We start from the raw sequence: 26,708 nt of genomic DNA on the forward strand, positions 1-26,708 counted from the left end.
CCCGCAAACCGGCCGCCTTCATCACGTTTTCGGGTTACCCCGCTTGATTGCTCCCGGGATTCCGGCGGCGCAAAACGCCGCCGGGACATGCCTGTCAGACCTCGATGATGTAGACGATCGTCAGCGCATCGGGATCGACGATGACGATCCGACCATCAGCAAGGATGAAGAAGCGGTAGCTTTCATACTGCGGAACGATCTTCACGATGCGTGGCGGCAGCGGTTCGAGACGAACCTTCTTCGGGATCGTCGTTCCGACGGAGACCGTGAAATTCACTTCCTTCACCGGCGCAACATGGACCTCCTTCACCACTGTGCGAATTTCGGTCTGCTGCTCGACGGAAATGTTGACGTTGGTCTTGGTGTTGGACGTCTGATTGTTCGTCGTTGTGTTGTTGTTGACCTTGGTTTCGGAAGAGCTTTTGCTCGTCGTCGAAGAGTTCTGATCGGTCGACTGTTTCGACGCATCGCCGCTTTGCGTGGTGGCGGCGTTGCCCGAGCCCTCTGCAGGCTTGGCATTTTGCGTGCTGCTCTTCGTGCCTGAGGTGGCCGAGCCGCTTGTATCGGTGCTGCCGGATTTGGCGGCGGGCTTCTGTTCGGTCGTGGTGGCGCCGCCGGCGTCTTGGGATCCGGGTTTGGTTTCTGTCGAAGCCTTGCCGGAGGCACTTCCCTTTGTCGAAGAATTATCGTTCGAAGGCTGTTCGGCTCTCTTTTTCATGTCCGAACCCTGACCCGATTTTTGCTGCGATGACTGGCCCTTGCCTTGCGGGCAGGCTCCCGAAGCGTCGGGGGTGCAGTCGGCGCCGGTGCCGGTGGCGCTGGAGCCGGGCTGCGAACCGGCGTCCGTGCCCGTCTGGGAACCGGATTGGGCCTGGCCGCCGCTCTTGGTGTCCTGCTGTGCCGCCGCGGGCAGTGTGGCAAGCGGCGATACGCTGAGTGACAACGCTGCTACGAGCATGGTGAGATGCTTGCTTTTCATGATCGATCTCCGAGGTTTCGGGCACGCGATGCCGCCCCGCATTCTCATGCGCCGCATGCGTGCCCTGATTGTTGATAGGGGGCGGCGTCAGCCGCACGTGGTCACTGAATGACCTGGATGACCTTCCGGGAGGAAGGTTCGACGATCACACGCTGATCGTTGACGATCGCGTATGCATATTTCGGGTCGTCGGGAATTGGTGTGACGACCACGGTCTCCGGCAGGGGCTGTCCGACGACGACCTTCTCCTTCACCACGACGCGCGTGGTCGGGGCGGGAGCCTGCTGAACATAGGTCACCACCTGCTGCGGCGGTGGATCGATGACGCTACCTGCCACGCCGCCGACGATACCGCCGACAGCAGCACCGACCGGGCCGCCGACAATCGCACCCGTTGCAGCACCGCCTACTGCTCCTGTCACCGTCGAAGACTGCGCAAAGGCAGAGGTCGATGCCAACAAGATGCCTGCGGCGATTCCTATTACTTTGATATTCATCTGTTTTCCTCCTTGGATGCGGTTGATTCCGCTGCGGAGACAAACCGCAAGATCGAGGAAGTGTTCCAGACGTCGGACTTCATGCCGGGGCCGGTCCGACCTTGGTCCTAGCGTAGGATTCGCCCGCCTACTGCGTGGGAAAACGGCTGAGCATTCGGTCTTGGACGTTCTCCCAGCCGACGATCATCGCGGCAAGCGAGATGGCTTTGTCGCGGTCTGCGGCGTTGGTTATAAAGCCTTCGAGCAGGACGACAGGGCCGAGCATCCTGATCTCGATGGCACTGCTGTCGATATCCGGATCGGCGGAAAGGGCTGCTTCGATTGTGGCGATCGTGGATGCCGAACTGTGGCCTTGCGAGCAGCGCTCTTCGTGATTGTAGTTATCGGGGCCGAACTTCATATTCTCCTCCTGTTCCGCCCCTCCACGGACGTACACATTACCTCGCATTAGATATGAGCGGCGTGCCCTGACATCACCAGCCGGACTTAAGTCCGGCTTTCCCTCGGCACGATCCGCATTAAATTCTCCTGATCCTTGCTGAAAGGACGTCAGGGAGGTTCTAGCAATGTTGCCGAACTCCAGTCAGAACCTCCCTGATGACGCTTGAATTTATCGACCAGTGTCGAGCGTCCGAGCTCGGCAAGGAGGCGATGAATAGGAATGCAGGCGGTCGGTCATAGGGAAGCGCGCGAAAGCGAGGACTTTGCTCCTCTGATGCTTGTGACAAGCGGCAAAGGCTGGGCGCTCTGGCGCCATCCTGATGTCGACCCAAATGTCTGATTTCGCCTCCGGCTACGAAGACCGGGTTTGTGATTTTGCCACCTGGCCGAGCCGGTCCGCCACGGGCTCAAGGGTTGAATGCAGCTCGGCATCCACCTCCGTCAGTTGCATCAGGTGACGTCGAGATTGCGCGGTCTCGTCCGGGCGTTCGACAGACGAAGGGACGATTTGCTGGTCGAATTTCGACCTGTTCACTCGCGGTGGATCTCGACCGTTCGCCGTTGCGGTCACGAGGCGAAGACAATGTTGTCTCAGGCGCAGGCACTTCTCGAGTGCAAGCCGAACCACGAAAGATGGTTCGCTTTTTAAGATCGACCAGATCGTCACAAGTGACAGATACGTGTTCCTGGCTTGGCGGAACTCCCAAAATGCGTATTTCTGGGTGGCGTTGATTGCGCTCCGCGTTGCGTATTGGGGGAGTTGAGGGTTTGCCGCCAGCGAACGCCTGATAACTTCCAGTGCGCCTCGGCCCATTGGCAGGTGATTGGACGACATGTTGCCGGGATACTGCCGGTATCCAACCAGCCGTTCGGGGATGACTTCGATTTGATAGCGCGCGGCCAGCTTGAGTTCGAAGTCGAGATCTTCGCAGCCGCCAATTCCTGCAGCTGCATATGAGCTGTCAAATCCGCCAATCTCGAGCGCGACATCCCGACGGACAAGAAGCGCGCTTCCGTTGCCGACATATTTGAAAGTCAGATGCCGGGCGAAGATATATCCTCTGGCGACATCGGGCCGGCAGGAGCGAAGGATCTCGTCGTCACTATTGATGATGTAATGCAGCACATAAACCGCAGCCCACTGTGGGGTTAAGCGATTGAGCGCATTCACCTGCTTTTCGATTTTCGTGTGATGCCAGAGATCGTCCGCGTCAAGAAATGCCACAAACCGACCTGCTGCTTCCCGGATGCCGGTGTTCCTTGCTGCGGCAACGCCGCGGTTTGGCGTGGACAGCAGGCGGATCCGCGAATCTGCCAGCGCCACTTGCTCGACCACCCTTGCCGTATCATCGGTAGAGCCGTCATTGACGACGATGATCTCCAGGTTCCGGTAGGTCTGGCGCCCGGCGGATCGAAGCGTGCGTTCGATATAACGGGAAGCATTGAAGGCCGGGATGACCACCGAAACCAGCGGCCCGTTGAAATGACGAACGTCCCTCCGATCCGTGTCTGAAGAGAAAAGCATTCCAGATCCCTCATTCGGCCAGCAATAATTCTCTTCGTTCTGATGATTGGCGATTCAGCCAGGCACTATTCCAACTTCGGGCGACCCGAAATGAACTTTCGTCCAATGCAACTGCCCTCGCGCGGAAGGAAGGGAAGATATGGTGGCCGCAGTGGGCGTTCCGGATGAACTTGCCACCGCGACCGCCCCTTTTCTTCGGGTGTTCTAACATGCGTCCAATCAACCTCCAAAAAGAAAGCCCCATCGGGAGTGGCGGGGAAGTTAATTTTCGACCGAAGGAGTGGGCCGCACGAGGGCGTCGAAGGGTCGCGGTGTCAAACTTGCCCCCGGCCGGCCCGGCCCGTTACTCTCGCCGACCGCATTGGTTCCCGAGCTGACGCATATACCTTGTAAAGTGGAAACACTCGCTTGGTGGCTTTGGGCCATCTCGGGGGTGGCCGCATCGTGATCTGCAGCAAGGAGGGAAACCTCGCGGAGGATCGTTCCCTCCTCGCTGCAGATTGCGATGCCGAGCGGAATTCTTTGCCTTCTGGACAAAAGAGCCGTTGCGACCAGTTCTTGAAGGCTCTCCATAGCTTCTGCAGTTGCGACATAAAGATCCGGGTACTCCTGGCCCTCGGTTTCCAATACTGAGCCATCCATGTGCGTGATATGAAAATACAGCGTCAGCAAGGTACACCTCCTTCACAGGTGCTGATTAACGCGGATCTGCTTCAGAAGTTTCGGTCAACCGTACACTCGCTCGATCGGCGCCACCGCAAAGCTTGGAGGGGCGGATCGCGATCCGGAATCAGAGACAGCAATCGTCAGTCAGAAGCGCGTGGCAACTCTGCTTCACGGCGGATCGGATGGGTCGGCGACTGGCACCGAAATGGACCAGCCTCAGCTTCGGCTTCTTGTCACGATTTATCGCCGGCGTCTTCGTCTCGGACCGCAGCTCGGTCTCCAGCCCGATCACGCCTGCCGCGCATGGTTCGATCCCTGATTGATCTCGGATATCAACCGATGTATAGCTTTTGATGTACGTACATCATTCACGGGCCTGACGGGCGGAGACGAGCGTTGCGAGGCCAGGGTTCCGGGCCTACGTTCGGCCATGGAATGAATGGGATTTCGGGAGGGGATTATGACGGGTTTGCAACTCAATCCAGATTTTGCCATTGCGGATGAACAGTCGCTTCGGGCGCTGTTCGAGCCGACCCACGCTCTGGCAATCGTGAAGTGTCAGAATTTCCTTGGCGAGCACGCGCAGGAATTCATCAGGCGCTCGCCATTCTTCTGCATCGGCACGCAGAGTTCGGAGGGAAAGGCCGACGTCAGTCCTCGCGGTGACCCTCCGGGGTTCGTCAAGGTTCTTGACGAGCGCACCCTGGCGATCCCGGATCGACCCGGCAACAATCGTCTTGATACCCTAAGCAACATCATCGCCAATCCGAATGTCGGGCTCTTGTTTCTTGTCCCCGGTTTCGACGACACATTGCGCGTCAACGGCCGGGCAAGTCTGACCAATGATCCTCACCTGTTGACGAGCATGAGCGTTGCCGATCGTCTCCCGAAACTCGCGATCATCGTCAACGTCAGCGAAGTTTTCATGCATTGCGCCAAGGCGTTCAGACGGTCCCACCTGTGGAGCCCGGAACATTTCCAGGACCGCACCGAGATGCCCTCGCTGATAAAGATCATTCTGGACGAGACGACAGGGGCGCCGAAGGACGGGGATGAAATGCGGAAGATGGACGAAGACCTGGAACAAGCCTACCGAAAGACACTTTACTAGCTGCCCGGCGCGGGCTGAAGGCGGTCTAGGCTTTTCAGGCCTTGGCGGCAGGTCTGCTTGTGGAGCGTTTCTGATCTGCTAAGGGTACCGGTGTTCCGCTCCCACCTTGCCAGAATTATCCATTACTTGAAGTCGAATGCCGCAAACAGTGGACCGTCTGAAGTCGCCCGATTTCCGCTCACACCTTGTGTGCGCTCGATCAATGGAAGACACGCCAACATTTCGGTGGGGCTCTATATAGGCATTGGCTGGAGTTCAAACGCCAAGTCCTTCGAGTATATCGAACCATAGAGCCCAATCGACGTATCAAATGTAACCTCGATGTCGCCTTTAACAGGCGCGTCACAGGTTTCCCAATCTGATGCTGCCTCGTCGGCAGTAAGTCGGCGGATTCTAAGATCGAAGATGATTGAGACGGCACTTCTATGCAGCCTCATGCCGGATACTGCGCTCATCCGTAGTGTGACAAGGGCATGGCGGTCGCAAATGAATCGGCGTTGCGCATCAAGTTTGTCCGTCATCCTGAACGCCCGGATGGCCAGGAAGACATTGCCATTTACAATTTCCAGGCGCTCCAGGGATGCATCATGGAATCGCGGGCAGAAGCCGAACCAGTCTATGACGGCTTGTCCGCCAGCGAGAGAGGCAAAGAGATTTTCGTCGTTGTCCCTGTCAGATGATGACACGTTGCGGTACTCCTAAGGCAGTTCATCGCTGCGGGCGACGGCGGTAAGTTTGCCATGATGCTCACCCTCGGGACTGTATCGGAATATTGTCTTCGTCACAGTTCCTCCTCTGTATATCGCTCTCATGGGGCTCCTTCCCAGCCAGCATCTTGAATCCGATCTGCAGCCCTTGGAAAGCCCTTCGATTCAAGGCAAGATCATCCCGACCTAAAGCATGTCGCGCAAAACTGTGCAGCGGTTTTGCGAGAACGACATGCGTAAAAACAAGGACCTAAAGCGCGAGGAGCGAATCTGAAAGATCGCGACGCGCTTTGGTGTCTAGGGGAAATCCTGATGGAAAACCACGAGCCGTTTTTGCGCGAGGCGATTGCGCTCTCGAAATCCGCGGTGGAAAACGGCGACGAACCGTTTGGCTCGGTGCTGGTGAAGGACGGCGAAGTCATCCTGCGCGCCGAAAACAGCGTCTTCACCCGCCACGATATGACCAACCACGCTGAGATGAACCTGGTCAAATTGGCAGCGCAGCATTACGACACTGCTTTTCTCGCCGGCTGCACGCTCTACACCAGCACGGAACCCTGCGCGATGTGCTCCGGGGCGATTTACTGGTCGGGCATCGGGCGCATGGTGTTTGCCTGCTCCGAAACGCGGCTTGGCGAGATCGCCGGGATCGGATTGAACGTGCCGAGCCGGGCGGTGCTGCAAACCGGCGCACGCATCGTCACGGTGGTCGGCCCGGACCCGAAGCTCGAAGACGAAGCCGCCGAAGTCCATCAGCAATTCTGGCCGAAGCATCTGGGCAAGGCATAACCTCTTTCGACCAAAATGCCGCTGGCGGGCGGTGGTGACACGTGCGCTTCTGGCGGTTCTGAAATCTGCCTCTGTGCTTCACCCGGCCGCTGAGCACAGCTGAATTCAAAGCAGGTGGTCAACACATCGCTCGGCCACATTGACCGAATACGTTAAAGTTGTACGCTGTCGCTATCTTAAATAGTGGGAGTAGAGCCATGAAAGTTCATATCACGCTATTTTTAGCCGTTGCGCTGATGTCCACGGCAACGACTGTGTTTGCTCAACAGTCCGACACCAGCCCTGTGCCAGTGACGGTGACCAATTTCCCTCGCGCCGAGACCGACATGTACTTTGGCGGCATGGCCAAGGGTGGCGCTTTGGGGAAGTTCACTCATCGCCGCGAACCGGCAAACGTCGACAAGCAAGACGTTATCCGGATGAACCGCGACACGCTCTATTCGCACGGGGTGTTCGATCTCGATGCGGGACCGGTCACAATCACCATGCCGGACGCCGGAAAGCGGTTCATGTCCATGATGATCATCGATGAGGACCACTACGTGCCTGCAGTTTTCTACGGTGCGGGCACGCATACCCTCACCAAGGGGAGCATCGGTACGCGCTACGTCGTGGCAGCGGTGCGCACGCTGGTCGATCCCGAGGACCCGAAAGACCTCGAAGAAGTCCACGCACTTCAAGACGGGCTCAAGGCGAGTCAGAAGGACGTCGGCAAATTCGAGGTGCCGAACTGGGATCCCGCCAGCCAGAAGAAAGTGCGAGACGCACTTCTCGTGCTCAACACCACCATCTCAGATTTTAACAACGGATTCGGGGTCAAAGGTGAGGTCGACCCGATCATGCATCTGATCGGCACCGCTTCGGGCTGGGGCGGCAATCCGGACAAGGATGCAACCTACGCTATGGTAACACCAGCGAAGAACGACGGAACCACCGTCTACAAGCTCAACGTCAAAGACGTACCCGTTGAGGGCTTCTGGTCGATCAGCGTCTACAATGAGGAGGGCTACTTCGTAAAAAACCCCCAGAACGCCTATTCTCTCAACAACATCACTGCCAAGAAGGAGGCCGATGGATCAATCGCCGTTCAATTCGGCGGCTGCGATGGCAAAATTCCTAACTGCATTCCCATCATGAAGGGTTGGAACGCTGCCATACGGATGTACCGCCCACGCCCAGAAATTCTGAGCCGCGAATGGAAATTCCCGGAACCGCAGCCGATCAACTGAGGGCGAAAAGCGATGCAGCGCTGTAACGTCATGAAGCTCGCGTCCCTTGCTCTCGCGCTGAGTTTCTGCCTGGCGAACGCGCAGACAAACGAGGCGGCGAGATATCCCAATGTAAACTACACGGATGCTTCGCCTCATAAGTCGGGTTTCGCGCACCTTAATGGAATCGACTTCAATTATCTGGACTGGGGCGGCGATGGACCCGCCGTTGACAAGATCGTCCCGCTCTAAACCGCGTCGTGATCTTTCAGATTCGCTTGTCGCGCTTTTGGTCTTTGTTTACGCATGTCGTTGTCGCCAAACCGCTGCACACTTTTGCGCGACATGCTCTAGCGTTTGGGGGAAATCCTGATGGAAAACCACGAGCCGTTTTTACGCGAGGCGATTGCGCTCTCGAAATCCGCGGTGGAAAACGGCGACGAACCGTTTGGCTCGGTGCTGGTGAAGGACGGCGAAGTCATCCTGCGCGCCGAAAACAGCGTCTTCACCGGCCACGATATGACCAACCACGCCGAGATGAACCTGGTCAAACTGGCAGCGCAGCACTACGACACTGCTTTTCTCGCCGGCTGCACGCTCTACACCAGCACGGAACCCTGCGCGATGTGCGCCGGGGCGATTTACTGGTCGGGCATTGGGCGCATGGTGTTTGCCTGCTCCGAAACGCGGCTTGGCGAGATCGCCGGGATCGGATTGAACGTGCCGAGCCGGGCGGTGCTGCAAACCGGCGCACGCATCGTCACGGTGGTCGGCCCCGACCCGAAGCTCGAAGACGAAGCCGCCGAAGTCCATCAGCAATTCTGGCCGAAGCATCTGGGCAAGGCTTAGCCTCTTTCGTCCGACGTGCGTATTCGCCCATCAGCCAGATGTGGCGGACGATCACAAAGTGATGGGCGGCTTCGACGTCGTCCGGTGTTCAGGGATTGACCCAGCGGGAGGAGGTCAGCGCGCCCAGTTTGTCGTAGGCAAGGACTGCGCGTCGGTTGTCGGCGTGGCGCAGCTGGAACCAATCCAGCGTCTCGGCCCGGAAGAGCAGTACCCCGAAGAAGGCTCGTCCATCAGCGTCTGCGGCCCTATCCTCGCTTGCCGGCGGCTCGCCGATGTCGTCGCCCGGCGGCCCGCCCATATAGGTGCTGCGCGTCGATCGCGGGAGCAGGCTCCAGGCTTCAGTCGCGCTTTCGCTGGCCGGTCCATGGAGTTCGGCCGATCCCTGCAGGCGAAGCTGCACTTTCGGCTGCGGGCCAAAGCCGAGGAGGGTGACCAAAGGATTGGCAGATATTTCCTGCCATTTCGGGCTTCTGACATCCGTATGGATTTCCAGGACGCGTCGCGCCACATCCACGCGCCGCACCACCACCATGCGGGCCTGCGGCCGGCCGCCGGCGTCGACCGAACAAAGGTTCAGATAGCGGAAGGCCGACTGCGGATCGGCGGCAGCAGCTTCCAACTCGGCCCAGGCCGATGCATCGACCTCGGCGAGGTTCACCGTGTCGCCTCCGCCTCAGCCTTCTTCATCTCGCCGGCCTTGACGTTCCAGTTGAAGCACATCGCTGTTCTCCTTGGCGTTGAAAGCGATCCTGTCAGACGGACCGGGTAAGGCCGCCGTCGATCTTGAGGCTCTGGCCGGTGATATAACCCGCCCCTTCGGAAACCAGGAAGGAAATCGTTGCGGCCACTTCGGCGCTCGTGCCGTAGCGCTTCATCGGCACGCTGTCGCGGCGCTCCTCCGTCGGCGGCAGGCTGTCGATCCAGCCCGGCAACACGTTGTTGATGCGGATGCCGTCGCCCGCATAGGTATCGGCGTAAATCTTGGTGTAGGCGGCGAGCCCGGCGCGGAAGACGGCCGAGGTCGGGAACATCGCCGACGGTTCAGCCACCCAGGCGGTGGAGATATTGACGATTGCGCCCGACGTCTGCGCCTGCATGATCGGCGTGACCAGCCGAACCGAACGGATGACGTTCATCAGATAGACGTCGAGGCCGGTATGCCACTGTTCATCGGTGACCTCGGTGATCGGCGCACGCGGACCGTGACCTGCGCTGTTGACGAGAGCGTCGATCCGACCCCACTTTTCCATGCATGCGTCGACCAGGCGCTTCAGGTCGTCGTTGGACTGGTTCGAGCCGGTGACGCCGATGCCGCCCAGTTCGTTGGCAAGCGCCTCGCCCTTGCCTGACGAGGACAGGATGGCGACCTTGAAGCCATCGGCCGCCAGCCGCCTCGCGGCTTCCGCACCCATGCCGCTGCCACCAGCCGTAATGATCGCTACCTTTTCTACTGCCATCGCCGTTACCCCTACTCGGTTTGCACCCATTGCCGGGCGTTGATCCCTGGAATACCATGGGTCACAAGCGGGAACGAACCAGTTTTCCTGAAATGTCCCAGTAGAAAAACTATCGAATGTCCATGTCCATCGGCAATCTTCCCTCTCTCAACGGCCTCAAGGCCTTCGACGTGGCAGCCCGTCATCTGAACTTCCGGCTCGCGGCCGAAGAGCTCGGCGTCACCCAAGGGGCGGTTGCCCAGCACGTGCGAGGGCTTGAGGCAGAGCTCGGGGTGACATTGTTCGAACGCCTGCCGAAGTCATTGGCGCTGACGGGCGAGGGGCGAAGCTACGTCGCCGACGTCAGGCGCGCCTTCGAACTGCTTTCAAATGCAACGGCGAACCTGAAGCCTCAGCCGGTCAAACTGGTGGTCAGCACGACGCCGACCTTCGCCTCGAGATGGTTGATCCCGCGTCTTCCGGACTTCACCGCGAGACATCCCGATCTCGATCTCCACATCCTGGCGACGGACCGCATTTCCAGCTTCCAGGTCGACGGCGTCGATCTCGCCGTCCGATATGGCAGCCCTCCCTTCGGTCCCGGCCTCGCCGCCGAGCTGCTGTTCGAGCAGGAGATCATCGCCATCTGCAATCCAAGCCTCGTCGCCGTGGGAGCCGAGCCCAACAACGCGGAAGAACTCTCGAACTACACGCTGCTTCACGATGCCCATAATTCCTGGCCCGAATATATCGATCGCTTCCTCGGCGGCGGCGATCCCACGCTGTTTCGGGGCATCAGCTTCTCACAGACATCGCACGCAATCGAAGCTGCAATCGCCGGACAGGGCATCGCTGTGGCAACCCGCGCTTTCGTCTCGACCGACATCGAGGCGGGCAGGCTGAGACAAGTCTTCGACGGCGCCCTCAGAGCACGGTCGCACTTCTATCTGGTGAAGCCGCGATATCGGAAGTCCGAAGCGGTCGAAAAGCTTCAGGACTGGCTGCGGTTACAGGTGCAGAGCTGACGGCCTGCTCCTAAGATACCCCTTCATCAAGCGGAACCATTTGACTTTTAGACCAGCCCAAACCGGTCATTCGACTGTCGGAAAATTCCGCCGCCGAAGCGCGCTCTGAAAGATCGCGACGCGCTTTAGGATCGCTCAAGCCAGACAGTTCTTGCTGCGGCGCTGTCGTAACCGTGAGCTGTGTAGAGCCCTTTGATTCGCACCTGTTCAGAAGTTCGTTCGATCTGCGCCTCCATGGCAGTGACAAGGCGGCACCATATTTCCCGGGTTGGCCGCCATCGTGGTTGTGAGTGCCAAATAGGTGAAAACGCCGGAAGGGGTTCGACCTCACCATAGAAGACTGACGCTGGATTCACCTCCATCAGCGCGAGAGATTCCATTTCGTACTCATCAAATCGCTTGGGATAGAGCCGTAGCGTTATATCGTCGTCAAGATATTCGAAAATCGGGGCCTGATAGGGATCACCGTCTGGCGGCGCACGCAAGGTCTGCCAATCCTGAAGATAGAAGATTGCTCTTCCATCAGCCCTTACCCAACCAGCCCGTCTGGTTTGATTGATCTTCGCGGTCTCGGCGCGTCGGGCCGACAGTTTCCTAAGTGCAGCCTGAACCCTGCTACTGCTAGATTCGGTATCCACGTCAGGGTCGATTGCATGCCATGGCTGAAGCGCGATAGCCTCGACACGATCTCTGCCGGCGGACGGGTCGCTCTGCACAGTTCTCAAGTGGGCGTATTGCCGCCGGCGCAATTGGGGCTCCCATCGTCCCTGAAAGCAACCTCCAGTTTCTAAGAGCGTTGACGGGGACGCACCGAAAATCTCCGTCTCCGGCCATGCGAGCAAAGCGTCCCTCGAAAAATTCGCTATCTCATGCCAGCGGACGTCCGGTATCGACTGACGACTAGATTGTCGGTTTTTGGATCGCGAGGCCTCGTGATCCAGCACCCACTGGCCAGCTGCAGAGCTTGTTTTCCGGCTTTCCCTCGTGACCACAAGAAGATATTCGCCATCGCCATCGCGATAGCAAAAAACACCCTGGCACTCGTCGGTAACTTTTCCGCTTCCTGAAACGATCTCGCGCAACTCAATTTTCTGGCCGGTGGTTCGATCCGTCAGAGAAGACGCCTCGGTCTGATATTCGAATTGCTCCCAAATCGACCGGTTTAGAAAAGGCGGATCGTCGTTGAAAATATACGATATCTCATCACGAAAGTAGCTCCTCCCTTTCTGCGCTTCTTCTGCGGTAACGAGATCGACTCTGACAGCAGTCCCGGCAGCGGAAACCATCTTGTCAGCCCGAACCCGCTTCGGAGGTTGAATGCAGATTTCTTTGGCGGGGTCCTTTATGGAACTGCGATCACAAAGGTAAAATCGAGCTTCCTTCCATTGCCAGACGGCGTTGTCGCAGAGGTCGCGGAATCGGTCCAGAAAGACCAGTGGAAAGTTTCCGAATTCCCTCTTCAGACTGCCTTTTACGCCTTCCCAAGGACGTTCGAATTTCAATGCTGTTCCACTTCTTCGATCGATAGTTCCGACAAGCACTTCGTTGTCGATCCGGAACGTCCAACCGTCTTCTTGAGCATAGACAGAAATTCGGTCGGTGATGATGTCGTCATCCATGTAAAGCCAAACTGTCCGTCCGCGGATCTGCGACAGAGGAACGAAAACGCGATCACCGGACTGTAGATGCGGGCGATGCGGCAGGAGACCGAAAACCAGATTTTCAACCTCTTCTGGCTTTGCCGCAGCGAACCTTTCGCGCGTCGTTATCTCCTCATCAACCGTCGCCTGCCGAGCTGGCGGGAGAAAACACCACTGGCGGGTCGGCTCTTCCGAAAAGACCGGCGGTCGTAGAACAGCGTTGCGGCCCAAAGCATCGAGATAGGCCATGCTAAAAGTTCGGTAGCATTCCTTGCGCCATTGTCCTTTGTGCCAACCACCGTTGACTGCGATCAAGGCGGGCCGGAGACCCGTGGCCTCCCATTTTGGCCAGCACACCAAGGCATCGCAAATCAATCGATCAATCTCGATCCATTCTTCATAGTCCAATGCGCCAATGCCGAATTGCTGCAAGGAAAAGGCGTAATCAAAACGCCAGATTAAGAGGCGGGAACCGGAAGGGTTAAAAACATCACGCTGCTGCACGAACAGTTCTATTGAACGATTGGCACCTGACGCTTCGAACCGCATCCAGCGCCTGTCGTTAGAACTCTCTCTGCCGCGTTCATCATCCCGACTGACGAAACCGAGAAAGCGGACGAATGCTCCATCGCTGCGAACGAGACGTTCCTCTGCTTCGCGAACAGACCACCAGCCGAGCACCGGACTAGCTTGGCGTTGCCCAAACGATTTGCCGCTCATCGCGAGAGCCTCGAATGAATTGCTTTCAAATCCACACCCATAGCTACAATTTATGGTTTCGTCAGATTCAAGCAGAAACATCCCAAAAGAGTGTTGCCAGAATTGTTAGAGTCTCTCTCACTTCGCAAGAAGCAGATGGCCGCTGAAACCCATTTCAAGAAGTCTGCACAGCGGCGTCCCCTATTGCCACTCTTTGACTTCGGATGAGTGGCAGCTCTGAGATTTATCCGTGTGCTTCTTCCTCCGCGATGCTGGCCGGCGCGGAGTTCAAAACAGACGCTCGACACATCGCTCGGTCTCCCACCGCCTGAGGAAATTCGCTTCCCGGGCAATCCAGCCGACCGTCTCGCTTCCCCATTCCTGGGCCCGGCTTGCATATTCTCCCATCAGCCAGATGTGGCGGACGATCACAAACCGATGGGCGGCTTCGAAGTCGGCAGGCGTGATCGGCCGGATGGCCCGATAGCCATCGACGAAGGCGTCCCACATTTCGGTTGAGCTCCGGCCGAAGGATGTTTGCGCCCACAAGAATACCGACAGGTCGTAGGCCAGGTATCCCGGACCGCCGTCATCGAAGTCGAAAAAGACGGCTTCGCCGGCGTCGTTGATCCGCGCATTGAAGCCGTGACAGTCACCATGGCAATAAGTCCACGTCAAATCGCCGACGGCCTCGATCGCCTTTGCGGTCCGCGCAACGATGGCTTCAAGATCGCCGCGGACGTCGGCGTCTTCCACGACGCCGCTATCGCATATGCGGGCGAGGGGCCGATGCAGCAGGTGTTCGAGGTCGAGCCGATAGAGCGCTCCGTCCGGCTGGAATGTCTCGGCAGCGTCGTGCATCAAAGCAAGGGTCTTGCCGTTGGCCCGCGCATCGCCGGCATCCGTCGTATCCGGCTTGCGGCCCTCGATCGCCCGGAAGAGCACGGCCTGGCGCACGCCCTCCGGCGCCTGTCCCTCAACGAACAAGCTGCCCTCGCGTGTCGGGATGGCTGCAGCGACGGGGACGTCCGATTGCGCAAGGTGCGCCAAGAACGCCGTTTCGGTCCTGACGTCGGCCGGGCCACGGGCGCGGCGATGAGAAAGCCGGAATACATACCGCTCGCCGTTGCTTGCGACGGCAAGATACACATCATTCAGGCCGCGTTGAAGCAACCGGCAGGAAACCGGCCCGGCAAGCGGATAATGCCGATCGATGAACTGTTCGATGGCCGCAACCTGCGGGGTCGAATAGAGCGGATTGAAGTCGAGCATGGGCGCTGTACCATCGGGCTTTGCTGGCAGGCTGCTTCCGCGGTGAAAAGACCAAGAAGCGGCCGCAGGCACGTGCGATTGCAATAGGCTGCTGATTGGATAAGCTGAATGGCGCTATTAATAAAACCAAGAGATGAAAAACAAAATGCTGGCCTCGCGATTTTTGAAAGAAAACTCTATTTCGATTTCTGTGCTTTCCATCATTTTAGCTCTGTCGGGATGTATCACTACGCAAAACGGTGTTGCTATTTCAGCGGATCACAGTCGGGCTCTGAGTGGAGAGCGGACAAAGATGGGCCAGTCCTACAATTTGAATGAAGATTGCACGGCTGCAACAATCGCCAATATAAAATTGGTAGAAGCCCCGGCGCATGGCTCGGTTGAATTCGTCAAAGAGAATATTTATTCAAATTACAAGGATGGCATCCGCATTAAATGCAATTCCAAGAAATCTCTCGGCGTGTCGGAATACTATACTTCCAACAGCGGCTATTCTGGAGGTGACATGTACAAGGTGAGGGTGTCCTACGGGGAGGGGACCATCAAGGACGTCACCGTCAACATCAATGTGATCAAGAACTAGGGTGAAGCGTCTCAACAGGAAACTAGTCATCATTTTGCTGCTGGTGTGGCTGTTGCCGGGAATGCTTGCCGTTTTCGTGAGGATGGCTGGCTTTAACTTCCTGCCGTCCATCGAATGGACATCCAAAACGAATAATCTTTCGATTGCGGCCGGTCTGCTCCCGGCGGCGTTTCTGTCATGGGTCGCCTGGAAAGCCATGGACGTTACTCCGGTCGGCGATGGGAAGGCGGCTATTGCCATGTTTTCAGCCCCCATCTTTGCTTACTTATTGGGAAAGAACCTTTTCGCTGTTGCCTTGCCGATGACGCTCGCCATGGTCGCGGGCCATCAGGTCGAGCTCCCTTTTACCGTGGCACACCCCGATCGATGGGGCGACTCCAAATGCCCAACACCAGTTGAGCTCGAAGGCCTACCCTTTCTCTTCGACACAATTGCCGTGTCCGAGACGATGTCAGGATGAGCCTGTTGCCGGGTAAGCCTGCTGTCGTCACCGGCCGAGGCACCAGCCTGGGCCTCTTTGCGGAAAGTCTGAGCCCGTAAACCGAACAAGCGCAACCGCCGCAGCGGTGCTCCTTGCATTCAACCGGTGTCGGCACGCGCGCTTCGCCTTCGAGGCCGGTGGGGAGCGCTTATTCTGGGTCTACTGTAAAAAGTGCACCCACCATAATGAAACTTCGTGTCGACCTTTTCCGTAGTCGAAATAATCCACCGGCAGACCAGCCGCGAGCTTAGCATCCGACATTGCCTTTCGTTCCGCCATGCATGAGTTATCAAGCATTGAAGCGACTTTTTGCGGATCTTTGTTTGAAACAAGATACGATTTTGTGGTCCGCTCCAAGCACTTGCCCAATGCACTCCCGGCTGACCCGACGCGGCGTATCTCTGGGGTGTCATAGGGTGAAGTAGCACACGACGCTAGAGCCGTTACAACGCTCAGAATAATGATCGTATATCGCAATGCATTCCCCGCTAAAATTGAAGTCTTGTTGAGTCCAGCTTCGCCATCGCTACCACTGAAGCCCATGTTTCAACACCCGCAATCGAAGATCATCGGTCAAGACTCGTGCCATCATCCACCTCTCCAAAGTGGATCTTGAATCAGCTTCGACCTGCGCCGTCATTCACAATTGGGGATTATGCTCTAGTGGCTATCAGTCCGCCTTCGGCTGCCCGGGAAGCTGGCCGTAAGCCGTCAGGATGGCCCTGATCAGGCCTGGGAAACGTTCGTCCAACTCGGTGCAGCGCGTTTGATTGCGCATCTCCACACCCTGGCGCTCGCTCATGATCAGCCCGGACTCGCGCAGCACCTTGAAATGGTTGGACAGCGACGACTTTGGAATGACACGGTCGCCGAGATCGGCAAGCGCAGAGCACGTCCCGCCACCGCCGGCGCCGGCAAGCTTTGCATAAATGGCAACGCGCTCCGGATCGGACAGCGCATAGAGGATCGCCTCGGGCTTGATGTCCTCCAGGGCTGGGTGAAAGAGCGGTCTCATGAATTTTATATAGCGTCCCTTGACATCGAGATCAACAGTTCCGAATTTCTGAACTATGGAACAAGCCTGCCAATCCCGGCGGCTATCCAGATCTGAAGGAACGAGAAATGGCTAAGCTCACAGGAAAGGTCGCTGTCGTAACGGGCGCCTCCAAAGGCATTGGCGCTGCGATTGCCAAGGCGTTCGCAGCTGAAGGTGCAAAAGTGGTGGTCAACTACGCTTCGAGCAAGGCGGGAGCGGACGCCGTGGTTGAGGCGATCAGCGCGGCCGGTGGCAAAGCCATCGCGGTGCAGGGCGATGTTTCGAAGGCCGGTGAGGCACAGGGGCTGGTCGATGCTGCGGTCAAGGAGTTCGGCAAGCTCGACGTGCTGGTCAACAACTCAGGCGTGTATGAATTCGCGCCGATCGGTGAGGTGACCGAGGAGCAATATCGCCGCATCTTCGACGTGAATGTTCTCGGTGTTCTCCTGACCACCCAGGCAGCGGTCAAGCATCTCGGCGAGGGCGGCAGCATCATCAACATCTCCTCGGTGGTCACCAGCCTGGCGCCGCCAGACTCCGCCGTCTATACCGGCACGAAGGGAGCCGTCGAGGGCATCAACAGCGTGCTTGCCAAGGAACTCGGCCCGCGCAAGATCCGCGTCAACGCCATCCTGCCAGGGATGGTCGAAACCGAGGGCACGCACACGGCCGGCGTTATCGGCTCGGATTTTGAACAGACCATCGTCGCCCAGACGCCGCTCGGCCGCATCGGCCAGCCGGACGATATCGCCGGTGTCGCCGTCTTCCTCGCTTCCGACGATGCCCGCTGGCTGAGCGGCGAACGATTGGCCGCCAGCGGCGGTTTCCGCTAAAGCGCGTCGCGATCTTTCAGATTCGCTTGGCCCGCGCTTCAGGTCTTTGGTTTTGCGCATGTCGCGCAAAACCGCTGCACACTTTTGCGCGACATGCTCTAGCTGTGGCGATGGTGTGCCTGCGCCAAGCCGCAATGCGGGCTGGCAGCTCGGCGTCTTGGAGATTGGCCCGCCGCAGACGTCTACGCCACCGTCGGGTGTTCAATCGCTTGACGCATCTCCTGGACATGCCGCGCCGGCGGCGCGCCAAATTGCCGAAGATACTCGCGGCTGAATTGCGAGGCGCTCTCGTATCCGACCGCGAACGCCGCATCCGACGCGCTATGGCCGCCCGCTAGCAACAGTTGGCGGGCTTCCTGCAATCTCAGCTGCTTTTGATACTGAAGAGGACTGAAGCCAGTGATCGCCAGGAAATGGCGATGCAAGCTTGCGCGGCTCATCCCGCTGGCATCGCAAAGGGCCTCGATGCGAAGCTGCGCGTCGGGGTGGTCCCTGATCCACGCGATGGCGCGCCGGACGCGGGCCAAGGCACCTTCAGGCCGTGCGATCTGACGCAGCAATCGCCCCTGTGGGCCCTGCAGCAACCGGTAGAGTAGCTCGCGCTCGATCATCGGGCTGAGAATGGGAATATCCGCCGGGTTATCGAGCAACGACAGCAACCGGAGCAATGTATCGCGAAGCGGAGCGAACATTGGATTGACCGCGACGCCCATGCCTTTCTGATCGCTCTCTCGTACGGAGGGCATGGTCGCAGCCAGCTCTGCCAACAGCCCCGGCTCCAGGACGAGTGAGACCGCGACATAGGGGCGACCCTTGCCGGCATCCAGAATTTGCCCAGTCAGCGGTAGGTCGAGAGCACTGATGAAATACTGCGCGCTGTCGTAACTCAGAAGGGTGTCGCCGATTGCAACGCGCTTAGACCCTTGCAGAATGAAGCAGATCATCGAGCGATAAAGGCAAGGCACCTTGCCCATGGTGTCTTGTCCTACGAACATGTCGAGGCGGGGGATCAGTGTGTCCGTCGAGCCCGTCGCGGCATGACGCAACACAATGTCCAGATGCGGCGCGAGATCGTCTGTCATTTCTCCAGTGTGCCACGGCCCCGCGAAAAAGCAAAGGTTTTGAGACAATCAGGCAAGAGGTTGAGCCGATCGGGCGTGTTCCCAACCCGGCGTTTGCCTATCTTGGATCCAACAAAAGCGCCTGAGGGCGCGACATCCGAGAAAGGCAGCCATGACCCACCCTATCGCACTTATCACCGGCGCAAGCCGCGGCCTTGGCCGCAACATGGCGCTTCACCTGGCCAAGCGGGGGGTCCATATCATCGGCACCTACCGTAATGGCATGACCGAGGCCAACGCCTTGCGTCAGGAAATAGAAGCGCTGGGCGGCAAGGCGTCGATGCTGGCGCTTGATGTAACCGACACGGCGAGCTTCCCGGCATTCGTTGGCGCCGTCACCGAGACGCTCAGGTCGGACTTCCACCGAGATCGTTTCGACTATCTCGTCAATAACGCCGGCAACGGCCTGTTCTCGAATTTTGTCGATGCGACCGAGGAGCAGTTTGCTTCCCTGGTTTCTACCCATCTCCAGGGGCCGATTTTCCTGACCCAGAAGCTTCTGCCGCTGATCGCGGACGGCGGGCGCATACTGAACGTCTCGTCCGGCTTCGTGCGCTTCACCTTGCCGGGGTACAGCCTCTACGCAGCCATGAAGGCGGCGGTCGAGGTGCTTTCACGTTATCTGGCTGTGGAGTTGGGTGAACGCAGGATTCGCGTCAACGCCATCGCGCCGGGCGCCATCGCAACCGATTTTGGTGGCGGCGCAGTGCGCGACAATGAGGGCGTGAACGCATACGTGGCGCAGGGCATCGCGCTGGGCCGCGTCGGCCTGCCGGACGATGTGGGCGGCGCCGTCGCCGCGATCCTGTCCAACGACATGGCTTGGGCCAATGGCACCACGTTCGACATCTCGGGAGGACAATTGCTTTAGACCAGGCAAGTGCTCCCCAGATTGTCGGTTATCGAGAGGCCATCATGACAACCAGCAAGCTCACGCTCATCAGCCATCCGCTATGCCCGTTCGTTCAGCGTGCGGCGATCGTCCTTTTGGAGAAGGGCGTGTCGTTCGACAGGATCGACGTCGATCTCGCTGACAAACCGGACTGGTTCCTGGCGCTTTCTCCGACAGGCAAGGTGCCCTTGCTGAAGGTGGAGCGGGCGGATGACAGGGACGCAACTCTGTTCGAAAGCATGGTGATCTGCGAATATCTCGAAGAGACGCAGGGCGGCGCAAGGCTCTACTCTGAGGACGCGCTGTCGCGCGCTCAACAGCGCGCGTGGATCGAATATGGCACGGCGACCCTCGCCGAAGCCTGGCAATTCCTTAACGCCAAGGATCGTGCGACCGCAGACGCCAAGCGGGCAGCGTTCCGAAACCGGCTAGAGAGGCTCGAAGATGTGCGTGACCGGGGGCCCTACTTCTCTGGATCGACGTTCAGCATGGTCGATGCGGTGTTCGCGCCTCTGTTCCGGTATTTCGACCTCATCAACCCGACCGTGACGCAGATGATATTTCAGGGGCTCCCACGCGTATCCATATGGCGTGAGGCTTTGGCATTACGAGAGAGCGTCGTCGCGGCCGTGGGGCGGAACTACGGTCGCCGCTTCAAGCAACATCTGGCCGAGCAACAAGCGATCTTGGCCGATTGATTCCCCCCAAGCCCGCTTTCGCTCTCTCGGTGTCTTGACCCGGCGGCGCTCCGAAGAGACGCTTGTACTCACGGCTGAACTGCGAGGCGCTTTCATAGCCGACCGCAAACCCCACCTCGGCTGCACTCACCTGGTTCGCGATCATGCGACGGCGGGCCTCGTGGAGCCGGATATATTTCTGATACTGAAGCGGGCTGACGGCGGCAACGGCTTTAAAGCGATCGTAAAACACGGATACGCTCATACCCGCGAGCGCAGCGACCGCCTTGAAATTGAGGCGCTCGGTGTAATGGTCGCGGATCCAAGCCATGGCCTTTCGGATGTGCATCAGGCGCGAGTCAGATCCGGCAATCTGACGGAGCAGGCCGCCGTGCGGTCCCATCAGCAGCCGAAACATGAGCTCGTGTTCCAGGGACTGAGCCATGACGGGTATTTCGGTTGGGCGATCGAGTAGCTCCAGTAGTCTTCCCCAAGCGCCCAGAAGCGACGCGCTCGCGGTGCTTACCCCGTATCCCGATTGAATCGGCAACTCTGGTATCGCTGCCATTTCAAGTACGAGATCCGACAGCAGGGCGGGGTCCAAAAATAGACCGATTGCGAGAAACGGTTGATCCTCTGACGCCTCACAGATCTGACCCAATGCAGCGATCTCAGCCGCGACAATCATGCTTTGGCCAGGACCGTACTCAAACATCTTGTCGCCGATAAACATGCGCTGAGTTCCCTGGATCACCAGGGACGCCGCAGGATCGTAGATCAGCGGGTCGATCTCGGTTGTATGGTCGAGGGTGTAAGCGAACAGTCTCGGCAGTTGAGGACTCTGACGGCCAGCGTGGCGCATCGCCATGGCGCGGATTTTGTCGAGTTCGCTCATCATGGCATCTTAATTCGATTGCCCAGAATTATCAAACTTTCCGGAAAATCAGGCAATGATAGCGGAAGATCTGGCATCGTGACGTCGCGGTTCAAAGCCTATCTTCAGGCTCAACACCGAGGCCATGAGGCTTCTAAATCACCTATGAGGAACTGCCATGCCCAACCCAATCGAAACTGTTTCGGCTTTTTGCGCCACGTTCGTTGAAGACGGCGGAAGGCCAGCCGTCCGTCGCTGGTTCACACCCAACACGCGCTGGGTCAACGAAGGCGTTTCAGTCACGAACGGCGTCGAAGAGGCTATCGCCATGATCGACGGACTGGAGACGTCGATGGGCATCTCGACGGTCCATATCGACATGCTCGCGATTGCCGCCGACGGATCTCGCGTTCTCACCGAAAGGCTCGACCGGTTCGAGCGTGCCGACGGCAGCGAAATCGGACGCGTGATGATCATGGGCATTTTCGAGATCGAAGGTGGCAAGATTGTCGAGTGGCGGGACTATTTCGACGTTACAGCCGTCCAGAAGTTCACTGCCGGCTGAGACGCCGGCTTGCGAACAATGGGGCTGGACGCGGAGATTATTGTCTCCGCGATCAGCACAACGCGCCCAATTGGGAACATCCCCTTTTTAAGCAGGCTCGCAGCCGTCCGGTGGGCTTTCAGATGAGTCGCGTCGATCATGATGCGCTCAGGCCTGGGCCGTCCGCCGGTGAGCCCGGCGAAGATCCAGTCGAAGACGCCGAGCCGGCTCCAGCGGATGAAGCGATTGTAGAGCGTTTTGTGCGGCCCATAACCTGCCGGCGCGTCCTTCCACTGCAGGTCATTGCGGATCACGTAGACGATCCCACTCGACCCGTGGAACCCCGCGCGACAGCGGGAAGAACGGCGATATCCGCGCCATCTGGCGCTTGCTCAGCGGAAACAAATCACCCATCACTGACCTCCTGTTGGAAGCCAGAATCACATCTCAAACCAAATTAATAGGTCCTGATCCTAGTAGGGCGAGACGCACGCCCGTCGCCGACCGTAATAGGGCTGGAACGTGTTGTCGTAAGCCCTGTAAGACCGGTAGCGCGCATAACACCAGCTCGTATGTCCGTTGCCGCCACTATAGACCTGGCGGTAGTAGCGCGGACGGTAAATGGTCGAGCCGTAGTAGCGCGGCGGACCGTAATAGGGCGATCCGTAATAGCCCCGGTCGTAGTAGCCTTGATCGTAGTAGCCCTGACCGTAATAGCTTCGGCCATAATACGGCTGCGCCAGCATTCCGCCGATGATTGCGCCGGTCGCGAGCCCGCCGAGTCCCCAAGCCCAATTGTCGTTGTGGTATCCACCCCCGCGGTAGCCTCGATAGCCGCCTCGGTAGCCGCCGCGGTGATGTCTGTACTGGACCAGCTGCGCCTCTGCGACTTCGATCTTCGGCACGGCAACGGTGGGAAACGCCATGGCCGGCGGGGCGCTCGTCAGCGCCGTCACCAGCGACAGGATTACGATTGCTAACCTTTTCATTGGCTCATCTTTCCTTCGTAAGCGCTGCGCGACGCATAAGGCGCGCAAGGACGTTTCGGCCCTTTAAATGCGCTGGTTAATTTTATCCTAAAATCGACTTTGATTCGAGGAATTATGCAGGAAAGCTTTTCGTCGACGGCGGGTTCCCGCGAAAGCACGCGACCGCCTTCCATCATCTCATATGAGCCGCTGCGCGCTCCATGAATCATGCAACGCAGGGCTCATCCATGAGGCCGGCAAAGCGCGGTCATCACCTGCCGATATAGGCGGCTAATTCGTCAGCCGTACCATCGGGGAAGGCCTGTTTGAGAAAAGGTGCGCGCGACTGAATTTCGCTCAGCTTTATCATGCTAGTGTCACTGACCAGCTAGCCCGAATGGTTTGGGATGAATTTATTGCTTCGGACAATCTACGCGCTGATATTCGTTCTCACCGCTGCGGCGAGCGCCCACGCATGCGCAGCACCTCGAGGATTTTTGTCGGATTTGTTCGACGCTGACGTCATTGTCCGGGGGACTTTCCGGGACTACGAAGTTTTAAAGCCTGGTGAGGCGAGGGTGACCCTCGAAGTACTGGAGGCCCTGAAGGGGAGCGTTCAACAAGGCCCATTGTCATTCAGTTGGACACGAAGCGGGCTTGCGGACCAGTGGACGGGGCTGAACGACGTAATTGTTGCTCTCAAGCGATCGGATCCGGATAATGGCGAAGGCTATGAAGTCATGCGTGGCTGCCGGGTGCAGGGAATCTACCGGACGGACGGGTACAGAGAAAGCGTGATTGAGATCATAGCTAGGAGCGCTCGTTGATCCGCTGCTGCCCAACTCTACTGCGGTGCTGACCAATGCGCCTGTTCCTTATGCGCTGGCCGATTTGCGCCACGCCGGACGTTTCGGTCTACGTTTGGTATGTGTCCAGAGTTGGAGATAGTTCTTCGCAATCCTCACGAAATCGACCGCGCGACAGAAACAACTTCAGAGCCTCCTGCGCCACCGGCTTGATCCGTTCAGCGCACCCCGACTGAATGTATTCTGCCTCGCTTTGGAAGTGCCGGGTTTCCATGCTGATATCCTCCAGCATCCGCCCCAGCGCATCGACGGTCCGCTCTTCATCGGTCGTGATCGCGCTATTTGGCCTCACAACCAATTGCCCGTCACGCCAATAGTCGTAAAAACCTTCGAAGAACTCATTGTAATTCACTTCAATGAGACCTTCGTTTCCCTGAGCGAGAACTTCGATGGCGTCGATGATCCGATTTCGCCACCGTTGTTCAACGATGCGATCTGAAACTTCTTCATCCAAAACCGGCACTCCCTTTGCCCATCCCTCTGCACAGAGACTAGTGGCTTTTACGGCAGCTGCAACGCCCGCTCATGGCGCACCGTTGCCATAGATACCAACGCCGCTGGCCTTTGACATGAATTGGGATCTTTGCAGGAATAAGTTCTCTTATTTGCCACCTACTGCTGAAGCTCGGCATCATGCGCAGCTTTCAATGCGTCGCATCCTCCAAGCTCTTTCGTCGTGGCCAACGCCCACTCCTGCACCTGCGGTTCGGAGATCGCCAGACCGGGGTCTCCATTCTGAGCGAGAAGCTTCAGGCTCGCCCCCTCAAGCTTTGCAATCGCCGCCTCGACATCGGAATAGATCTCTGTTCCAGGACCACAACCTTGTTTCTCGACGTATTGTAAAAATCGCGGGCCCATCGGCTTCGGCTCCGCCTCACAATATCTCTCCGCAAGCACATGCATGGTCAGCGCGTAGTCAATTCCTACGAAACGCGACTCGAACGGTTCGTTAGGCTTGAAACTGGTTCTGCAAAAATTTGGCGGTTGTGCATTGGCGGCAGCGAGCGGCACGGACGCTAATATTGCGCCAAAGAGATAACGAAACACACTGCTCTCCTTCGGATGTCGATCTCGTCGGTTATGGGCCAGACTCTCTACGCCCGAAAGCGGGTTCAGTCATCACCTGCCAATATAGGCGGCCAGTTCGTCAGCCGTCCCATTGGGGAAGGCCTGTTTGAGAAAGTCCAGGAACGCCGACACGCGCGCGCTGAGCAGCCGCCGTGATGGATAGAGCGTCCAGAGAGCGATTTCGGGGCCGTCTATATCCCCCCAATTGACCAGTGTGCCGTCCGCCAGGTCATGGCTCACCAGCGAAATCGGAAGACGTCCTGCACCGACGCCGGCGCGCACCGCATCGCGGACCATGATGAGCGTCGCCAAGGTGAGCACAGGTTCGATCCTGATCGTCGACCGGCCGCCTGGTGTCTTCACCTGCCATGTTTGCGCTTCGCCTGCGCCGCGCGCGACGCCGGGAGCGGCACGTCCGCCGGTCGGGCGGGGAAGATCGGGGCTCGCCACCACCACCAGCCGGTCGCGCAGAAACACCCGTCCGACCAGGCTTTCGTCGGGATCCGGATTGACGCGGATGACCAGATCGTAGCCTTCCTCGATCATATCGACAGGCCGGTCCTCACTCGTCACCTCGAGCCTCACCTCCGGATATTTAAGGGTAAAGCCCGCGGCGATCCTCCCCATGGCGGTCTGGGAAAAATGCAAAGGCGCGCTGATCCGCAATCTACCCTTGGGTTTCTGGCCGCCGGAGGCAATCGCTGACGCCGTCTCGTCCAGCTCGGCAAGCAGTGCCCCCGTCCGCTCGAACAGCGCCCGTCCTTCTTCGGTGAGCTTCAGGTTCCGCGCACCCCGTTCAAACAGCCGTAGATCAAGTCCGCTTTCCAGCTCGGCGACACGCCGCGACAGGGTTGCCTTCGGCCGGCCGGTGGCCCTTGCCGCTTTGCCGAAGCCACCATGGCGGGCAACGAGATTGAAATCGGCAAGCGCAAGAAGATCCATGAGTGTTCCACCAGCGAGACGCTGCGTCTAAAATTTCTGTCTATCGGACTACCAGTGAACCACACATATTCGACGTGTCAAGCAACCCAACACGGAGAAAGACCATGACCATTCTCGTTACCGGCGCCACAGGCAATGTTGGCCGCCAAGTCGTCGAACACCTCGTCAAGCGCGGCGCCGATGTCCGTGCTCTTGTCCGCGACCCTTCGAAAGCCGAATTCCCGGCTGGCGTCAGCGTCGTGCAGGGCGACTTCCTCGACGTCGACTCGCTGCGTAACGCCATGTCGGGCGTGTCGACCCTTTTCCTGCTCAACGCCGTGGTTCCGGACGAATTCACCCAGGCTTTGATTGCGCTGAATGTCGCCCGATCGGCCGGTATCGAGCGGATCGTCTATCTCTCGGTGATCCACGCCGACCTCTACGTGAACGTGCCGCATTTCGCCGGCAAATTCGGCGTCGAGCGGATGATCGAGCAGATGGGTTTCAAGGCGACGATCCTGCGCCCGGCCTACTTCATCCAGAACGATCTGACGGTCAAAGACGTCATCACCGGCTACGGCGCCTACCCGATGCCGATCGGGCCCAAGGGTCTCGCCATGATCGACGTCCGTGATATCGCCGAGATCGCCGCCCTTGAGCTGCTGCGCCGCGAACAGTCTGCAGAGCCGCTGGCGCTTGACCGGATCAACCTCGTCGGTCCGCAGACACTGACCGGAACCGATATCGCTGCCATCTGGTCAGACGTGCTCGCCCGCCCGATCCACTACGGCGGCGACAATACCGAGGGCTTCGAGCAAAATCTCAAGCAGTTCATGCCCGCCTGGATGGCCTACGACATGCGCCTGATGGGCGAGCGCTTCCTGACCGACGGCATGCTGCCCGAGGCCGGTGACGTCGAGCGCCTGACAAAGCTGCTCGGCCGCCCGCTGCACTCCTATCGCGCCTTCGCCTCGGAAACCGTTGCCTCCGCCTGAGGCAG

At 58.5% G+C, this 26,708-nt stretch carries 30 protein-coding genes and 1 pseudogene; 13 read left to right on the top strand and 18 right to left on the bottom strand.

What is annotated here, in order from left to right; all coding sequences use genetic code 11:
• Positions 1 to 94: 94 nt before the first annotated feature.
• The 5 genes from AC25BC_RS03990 to AC25BC_RS04010 all read right to left on the bottom strand — a co-directional run bounded on the left by AC25BC_RS03990 (position 95) and on the right by AC25BC_RS04010 (position 4,114).
• A complete protein-coding gene (locus AC25BC_RS03990) occupies positions 95 to 979 on the bottom strand; it encodes a DUF1236 domain-containing protein (RefSeq protein ID WP_128440392.1) in 885 nt (294 codons plus the stop codon).
• Positions 980 to 1,080: 101 nt separating this feature from the next.
• Positions 1,081 to 1,476: a DUF1236 domain-containing protein gene (locus AC25BC_RS03995; protein WP_128440393.1), complete on the bottom strand. Its 396-nt coding sequence runs from the start codon at positions 1,474 to 1,476 to the stop codon at positions 1,081 to 1,083.
• A gap of 127 nt (positions 1,477 to 1,603) precedes the next feature.
• Positions 1,604 to 1,876, bottom strand: coding sequence for a BON domain-containing protein (locus AC25BC_RS04000; RefSeq protein WP_017993271.1), 273 nt, complete (start codon positions 1,874 to 1,876; stop codon positions 1,604 to 1,606).
• A gap of 393 nt (positions 1,877 to 2,269) precedes the next feature.
• Entirely contained in the window at positions 2,270 to 3,442 is a 1,173-nt protein-coding gene (locus AC25BC_RS04005) for a glycosyltransferase family 2 protein (RefSeq protein ID WP_487778543.1), read from the bottom strand.
• Positions 3,443 to 3,703: 261 nt separating this feature from the next.
• Complete coding sequence (locus tag AC25BC_RS04010; RefSeq protein WP_128440322.1) at positions 3,704 to 4,114, bottom strand: DUF6894 family protein; 411 nt, start codon at positions 4,112 to 4,114, stop codon at positions 3,704 to 3,706.
• A 176-nt stretch (positions 4,115 to 4,290) separates the two neighbouring features.
• Between AC25BC_RS04010 and AC25BC_RS04015 the strand changes: the two genes are divergently transcribed.
• Together AC25BC_RS04015 and AC25BC_RS04020 are read left to right on the top strand one after the other, a co-directional pair.
• A complete protein-coding gene (locus AC25BC_RS04015) occupies positions 4,291 to 4,431 on the top strand; it encodes a hypothetical protein (RefSeq protein WP_017993275.1) in 141 nt (46 codons plus the stop codon).
• Between the two features lie 137 nt (positions 4,432 to 4,568).
• On the top strand, positions 4,569 to 5,219 hold the full coding sequence (locus tag AC25BC_RS04020; protein WP_128440321.1) for a pyridoxamine 5'-phosphate oxidase family protein: 651 nt from the start codon (positions 4,569 to 4,571) through the stop codon (positions 5,217 to 5,219).
• 233 nt (positions 5,220 to 5,452) lie between these two features.
• On the opposite strand, the gene AC25BC_RS04025 is transcribed toward AC25BC_RS04020, so the two are convergent.
• Entirely contained in the window at positions 5,453 to 5,905 is a 453-nt protein-coding gene (locus AC25BC_RS04025) for a hypothetical protein (RefSeq protein ID WP_128440320.1), read from the bottom strand.
• A gap of 333 nt (positions 5,906 to 6,238) precedes the next feature.
• On the opposite strand from AC25BC_RS04025, the gene AC25BC_RS04030 reads away from it, so the two are divergent.
• The 3 genes from AC25BC_RS04030 (at position 6,239) to AC25BC_RS04040 (ending at position 8,772) form a co-directional block, all read left to right on the top strand.
• Positions 6,239 to 6,715, top strand: coding sequence for a nucleoside deaminase (locus AC25BC_RS04030; protein WP_128440325.1), 477 nt, complete (start codon positions 6,239 to 6,241; stop codon positions 6,713 to 6,715).
• Between the two features lie 236 nt (positions 6,716 to 6,951).
• A complete protein-coding gene (locus tag AC25BC_RS04035; RefSeq protein WP_245459915.1) occupies positions 6,952 to 7,944 on the top strand; it encodes a DUF1254 domain-containing protein in 993 nt (330 codons plus the stop codon).
• Between the two features lie 351 nt (positions 7,945 to 8,295).
• The gene (locus AC25BC_RS04040; protein WP_128440318.1) at positions 8,296 to 8,772 is read left to right on the top strand and encodes a nucleoside deaminase; all 477 of its coding nucleotides are present in this window, start codon (positions 8,296 to 8,298) and stop codon (positions 8,770 to 8,772) included.
• A gap of 88 nt (positions 8,773 to 8,860) precedes the next feature.
• Here AC25BC_RS04040 and AC25BC_RS04045 read toward each other — a convergent pair whose 3' ends face one another.
• The gene (locus tag AC25BC_RS04045) at positions 8,861 to 9,430 is read right to left on the bottom strand and encodes a pyridoxamine 5'-phosphate oxidase family protein (protein ID WP_128440317.1); all 570 of its coding nucleotides are present in this window, start codon (positions 9,428 to 9,430) and stop codon (positions 8,861 to 8,863) included.
• Between the two features lie 94 nt (positions 9,431 to 9,524).
• Entirely contained in the window at positions 9,525 to 10,229 is a 705-nt protein-coding gene (locus tag AC25BC_RS04050; RefSeq protein WP_128440316.1) for an SDR family oxidoreductase, read from the bottom strand.
• 116 nt (positions 10,230 to 10,345) lie between these two features.
• On the opposite strand from AC25BC_RS04050, the gene AC25BC_RS04055 reads away from it, so the two are divergent.
• Positions 10,346 to 11,233 (top strand): LysR substrate-binding domain-containing protein, encoded by an 888-nt coding sequence (locus AC25BC_RS04055; RefSeq protein ID WP_128440315.1) that lies wholly within the window; start codon positions 10,346 to 10,348, stop codon positions 11,231 to 11,233.
• Positions 11,234 to 11,358: 125 nt separating this feature from the next.
• On the opposite strand, the gene AC25BC_RS04060 is transcribed toward AC25BC_RS04055, so the two are convergent.
• Positions 11,359 to 13,593, bottom strand: a complete 2,235-nt coding sequence (locus tag AC25BC_RS04060; protein WP_128440314.1) for a hypothetical protein — start codon at positions 13,591 to 13,593, stop codon at positions 11,359 to 11,361.
• A 267-nt stretch (positions 13,594 to 13,860) separates the two neighbouring features.
• Complete coding sequence (locus AC25BC_RS04065) at positions 13,861 to 14,844, bottom strand: phosphotransferase enzyme family protein (RefSeq protein WP_128440313.1); 984 nt, start codon at positions 14,842 to 14,844, stop codon at positions 13,861 to 13,863.
• 145 nt (positions 14,845 to 14,989) lie between these two features.
• Here AC25BC_RS04065 and AC25BC_RS04070 point away from each other — a divergent pair, with 145 nt between their 5' ends.
• Together AC25BC_RS04070 and AC25BC_RS04075 are read left to right on the top strand one after the other, a co-directional pair.
• Positions 14,990 to 15,427, top strand: coding sequence for a hypothetical protein (locus AC25BC_RS04070; RefSeq protein WP_244432262.1), 438 nt, complete (start codon positions 14,990 to 14,992; stop codon positions 15,425 to 15,427).
• 1 nt (position 15,428) lies between these two features.
• Positions 15,429 to 15,887 carry a hypothetical protein gene (locus AC25BC_RS04075; RefSeq protein WP_012756465.1) on the top strand — a complete coding sequence of 153 codons (459 nt, stop codon included), beginning with the start codon at positions 15,429 to 15,431 and terminating at the stop codon, positions 15,885 to 15,887.
• Positions 15,888 to 16,578: 691 nt separating this feature from the next.
• Here AC25BC_RS04075 and AC25BC_RS04080 read toward each other — a convergent pair.
• Complete coding sequence (locus AC25BC_RS04080) at positions 16,579 to 16,923, bottom strand: ArsR/SmtB family transcription factor (RefSeq protein ID WP_012756466.1); 345 nt, start codon at positions 16,921 to 16,923, stop codon at positions 16,579 to 16,581.
• A gap of 107 nt (positions 16,924 to 17,030) precedes the next feature.
• Between AC25BC_RS04080 and AC25BC_RS04085 the strand changes: the two genes are divergently transcribed.
• Complete coding sequence (locus tag AC25BC_RS04085) at positions 17,031 to 17,777, top strand: glucose 1-dehydrogenase (RefSeq protein WP_012756467.1); 747 nt, start codon at positions 17,031 to 17,033, stop codon at positions 17,775 to 17,777.
• 182 nt (positions 17,778 to 17,959) lie between these two features.
• Here AC25BC_RS04085 and AC25BC_RS04090 read toward each other — a convergent pair whose 3' ends face one another.
• Complete coding sequence (locus AC25BC_RS04090; RefSeq protein WP_128440312.1) at positions 17,960 to 18,859, bottom strand: AraC family transcriptional regulator; 900 nt, start codon at positions 18,857 to 18,859, stop codon at positions 17,960 to 17,962.
• Between the two features lie 151 nt (positions 18,860 to 19,010).
• On the opposite strand from AC25BC_RS04090, the gene AC25BC_RS04095 reads away from it, so the two are divergent.
• The gene (locus AC25BC_RS04095; protein ID WP_012756469.1) at positions 19,011 to 19,769 is read left to right on the top strand and encodes an SDR family NAD(P)-dependent oxidoreductase; all 759 of its coding nucleotides are present in this window, start codon (positions 19,011 to 19,013) and stop codon (positions 19,767 to 19,769) included.
• A gap of 44 nt (positions 19,770 to 19,813) precedes the next feature.
• The gene (locus AC25BC_RS04100; RefSeq protein ID WP_128440311.1) at positions 19,814 to 20,488 is read left to right on the top strand and encodes a glutathione S-transferase family protein; all 675 of its coding nucleotides are present in this window, start codon (positions 19,814 to 19,816) and stop codon (positions 20,486 to 20,488) included.
• Here the strand turns inward: AC25BC_RS04100 and AC25BC_RS04105 are convergent.
• Positions 20,445 to 21,362, bottom strand: a complete 918-nt coding sequence (locus AC25BC_RS04105; protein ID WP_128440310.1) for an AraC family transcriptional regulator — start codon at positions 21,360 to 21,362, stop codon at positions 20,445 to 20,447. The genes AC25BC_RS04100 and AC25BC_RS04105 overlap by 44 nt on opposite strands.
• Positions 21,363 to 21,519: 157 nt before the next feature.
• Here AC25BC_RS04105 and AC25BC_RS04110 point away from each other — a divergent pair, with 157 nt between their 5' ends.
• Complete coding sequence (locus AC25BC_RS04110) at positions 21,520 to 21,906, top strand: limonene-1,2-epoxide hydrolase (RefSeq protein WP_128440309.1); 387 nt, start codon at positions 21,520 to 21,522, stop codon at positions 21,904 to 21,906.
• A 62-nt stretch (positions 21,907 to 21,968) separates the two neighbouring features.
• Here AC25BC_RS04110 and AC25BC_RS04115 read toward each other — a convergent pair.
• The 5 genes and pseudogenes from AC25BC_RS04115 to AC25BC_RS04135 form a co-directional block, all read right to left on the bottom strand.
• A pseudogene (locus AC25BC_RS04115) lies at positions 21,969 to 22,299 on the bottom strand (transposase); the annotation flags it as partial.
• Between the two features lie 59 nt (positions 22,300 to 22,358).
• On the bottom strand, positions 22,359 to 22,874 hold the full coding sequence (locus tag AC25BC_RS04120) for a BA14K family protein (protein ID WP_128440308.1): 516 nt from the start codon (positions 22,872 to 22,874) through the stop codon (positions 22,359 to 22,361).
• Between the two features lie 894 nt (positions 22,875 to 23,768).
• Positions 23,769 to 24,173: a hypothetical protein gene (locus AC25BC_RS04125; protein ID WP_012756475.1), complete on the bottom strand. Its 405-nt coding sequence runs from the start codon at positions 24,171 to 24,173 to the stop codon at positions 23,769 to 23,771.
• A gap of 158 nt (positions 24,174 to 24,331) precedes the next feature.
• The gene (locus tag AC25BC_RS04130) at positions 24,332 to 24,766 is read right to left on the bottom strand and encodes a hypothetical protein (protein ID WP_012756476.1); all 435 of its coding nucleotides are present in this window, start codon (positions 24,764 to 24,766) and stop codon (positions 24,332 to 24,334) included.
• A gap of 72 nt (positions 24,767 to 24,838) precedes the next feature.
• Complete coding sequence (locus AC25BC_RS04135; protein ID WP_128440307.1) at positions 24,839 to 25,729, bottom strand: LysR family transcriptional regulator; 891 nt, start codon at positions 25,727 to 25,729, stop codon at positions 24,839 to 24,841.
• A 104-nt stretch (positions 25,730 to 25,833) separates the two neighbouring features.
• Here AC25BC_RS04135 and AC25BC_RS04140 point away from each other — a divergent pair, with 104 nt between their 5' ends.
• Positions 25,834 to 26,703: an SDR family oxidoreductase gene (locus tag AC25BC_RS04140; RefSeq protein WP_128440306.1), complete on the top strand. Its 870-nt coding sequence runs from the start codon at positions 25,834 to 25,836 to the stop codon at positions 26,701 to 26,703.
• The last annotated feature ends 5 nt before the right edge of the window (positions 26,704 to 26,708 follow it).

Source organism: Rhizobium sp. WSM409, from assembly GCF_057653825.1.

Coding starts and splice junctions, on each gene's coding strand:
- AC25BC_RS04030 (WP_128440325.1), top strand. CDS start 6,239: ATGGAAAACCACGAGCCGTTTTTGCGCGAGGCGATTGCGCTCTCGAAA.
- AC25BC_RS03995 (WP_128440393.1), bottom strand. CDS start 1,476: ATGAATATCAAAGTAATAGGAATCGCCGCAGGCATCTTGTTGGCATCG.
- AC25BC_RS04085 (WP_012756467.1), top strand. CDS start 17,031: ATGGCTAAGCTCACAGGAAAGGTCGCTGTCGTAACGGGCGCCTCCAAA.
- AC25BC_RS04100 (WP_128440311.1), top strand. CDS start 19,814: ATGACAACCAGCAAGCTCACGCTCATCAGCCATCCGCTATGCCCGTTC.
- AC25BC_RS04120 (WP_128440308.1), bottom strand. CDS start 22,874: ATGAAAAGGTTAGCAATCGTAATCCTGTCGCTGGTGACGGCGCTGACG.
- AC25BC_RS04135 (WP_128440307.1), bottom strand. CDS start 25,729: ATGGATCTTCTTGCGCTTGCCGATTTCAATCTCGTTGCCCGCCATGGT.
- AC25BC_RS04035 (WP_245459915.1), top strand. CDS start 6,952: ATGTCCACGGCAACGACTGTGTTTGCTCAACAGTCCGACACCAGCCCT.
- AC25BC_RS04055 (WP_128440315.1), top strand. CDS start 10,346: ATGTCCATGTCCATCGGCAATCTTCCCTCTCTCAACGGCCTCAAGGCC.
- AC25BC_RS04110 (WP_128440309.1), top strand. CDS start 21,520: ATGCCCAACCCAATCGAAACTGTTTCGGCTTTTTGCGCCACGTTCGTT.
- AC25BC_RS04040 (WP_128440318.1), top strand. CDS start 8,296: ATGGAAAACCACGAGCCGTTTTTACGCGAGGCGATTGCGCTCTCGAAA.
- AC25BC_RS04090 (WP_128440312.1), bottom strand. CDS start 18,859: ATGACAGACGATCTCGCGCCGCATCTGGACATTGTGTTGCGTCATGCC.
- AC25BC_RS03990 (WP_128440392.1), bottom strand. CDS start 979: ATGAAAAGCAAGCATCTCACCATGCTCGTAGCAGCGTTGTCACTCAGC.
- AC25BC_RS04080 (WP_012756466.1), bottom strand. CDS start 16,923: ATGAGACCGCTCTTTCACCCAGCCCTGGAGGACATCAAGCCCGAGGCG.
- AC25BC_RS04070 (WP_244432262.1), top strand. CDS start 14,990: ATGCTGGCCTCGCGATTTTTGAAAGAAAACTCTATTTCGATTTCTGTG.
- AC25BC_RS04065 (WP_128440313.1), bottom strand. CDS start 14,844: ATGCTCGACTTCAATCCGCTCTATTCGACCCCGCAGGTTGCGGCCATC.
- AC25BC_RS04095 (WP_012756469.1), top strand. CDS start 19,011: ATGACCCACCCTATCGCACTTATCACCGGCGCAAGCCGCGGCCTTGGC.
- AC25BC_RS04060 (WP_128440314.1), bottom strand. CDS start 13,593: ATGAGCGGCAAATCGTTTGGGCAACGCCAAGCTAGTCCGGTGCTCGGC.
- AC25BC_RS04015 (WP_017993275.1), top strand. CDS start 4,291: ATGGGTCGGCGACTGGCACCGAAATGGACCAGCCTCAGCTTCGGCTTC.
- AC25BC_RS04050 (WP_128440316.1), bottom strand. CDS start 10,229: ATGGCAGTAGAAAAGGTAGCGATCATTACGGCTGGTGGCAGCGGCATG.
- AC25BC_RS04000 (WP_017993271.1), bottom strand. CDS start 1,876: ATGAAGTTCGGCCCCGATAACTACAATCACGAAGAGCGCTGCTCGCAA.
- AC25BC_RS04105 (WP_128440310.1), bottom strand. CDS start 21,362: ATGAGCGAACTCGACAAAATCCGCGCCATGGCGATGCGCCACGCTGGC.
- AC25BC_RS04005 (WP_487778543.1), bottom strand. CDS start 3,442: ATGCTTTTCTCTTCAGACACGGATCGGAGGGACGTTCGTCATTTCAAC.
- AC25BC_RS04020 (WP_128440321.1), top strand. CDS start 4,569: ATGACGGGTTTGCAACTCAATCCAGATTTTGCCATTGCGGATGAACAG.
- AC25BC_RS04140 (WP_128440306.1), top strand. CDS start 25,834: ATGACCATTCTCGTTACCGGCGCCACAGGCAATGTTGGCCGCCAAGTC.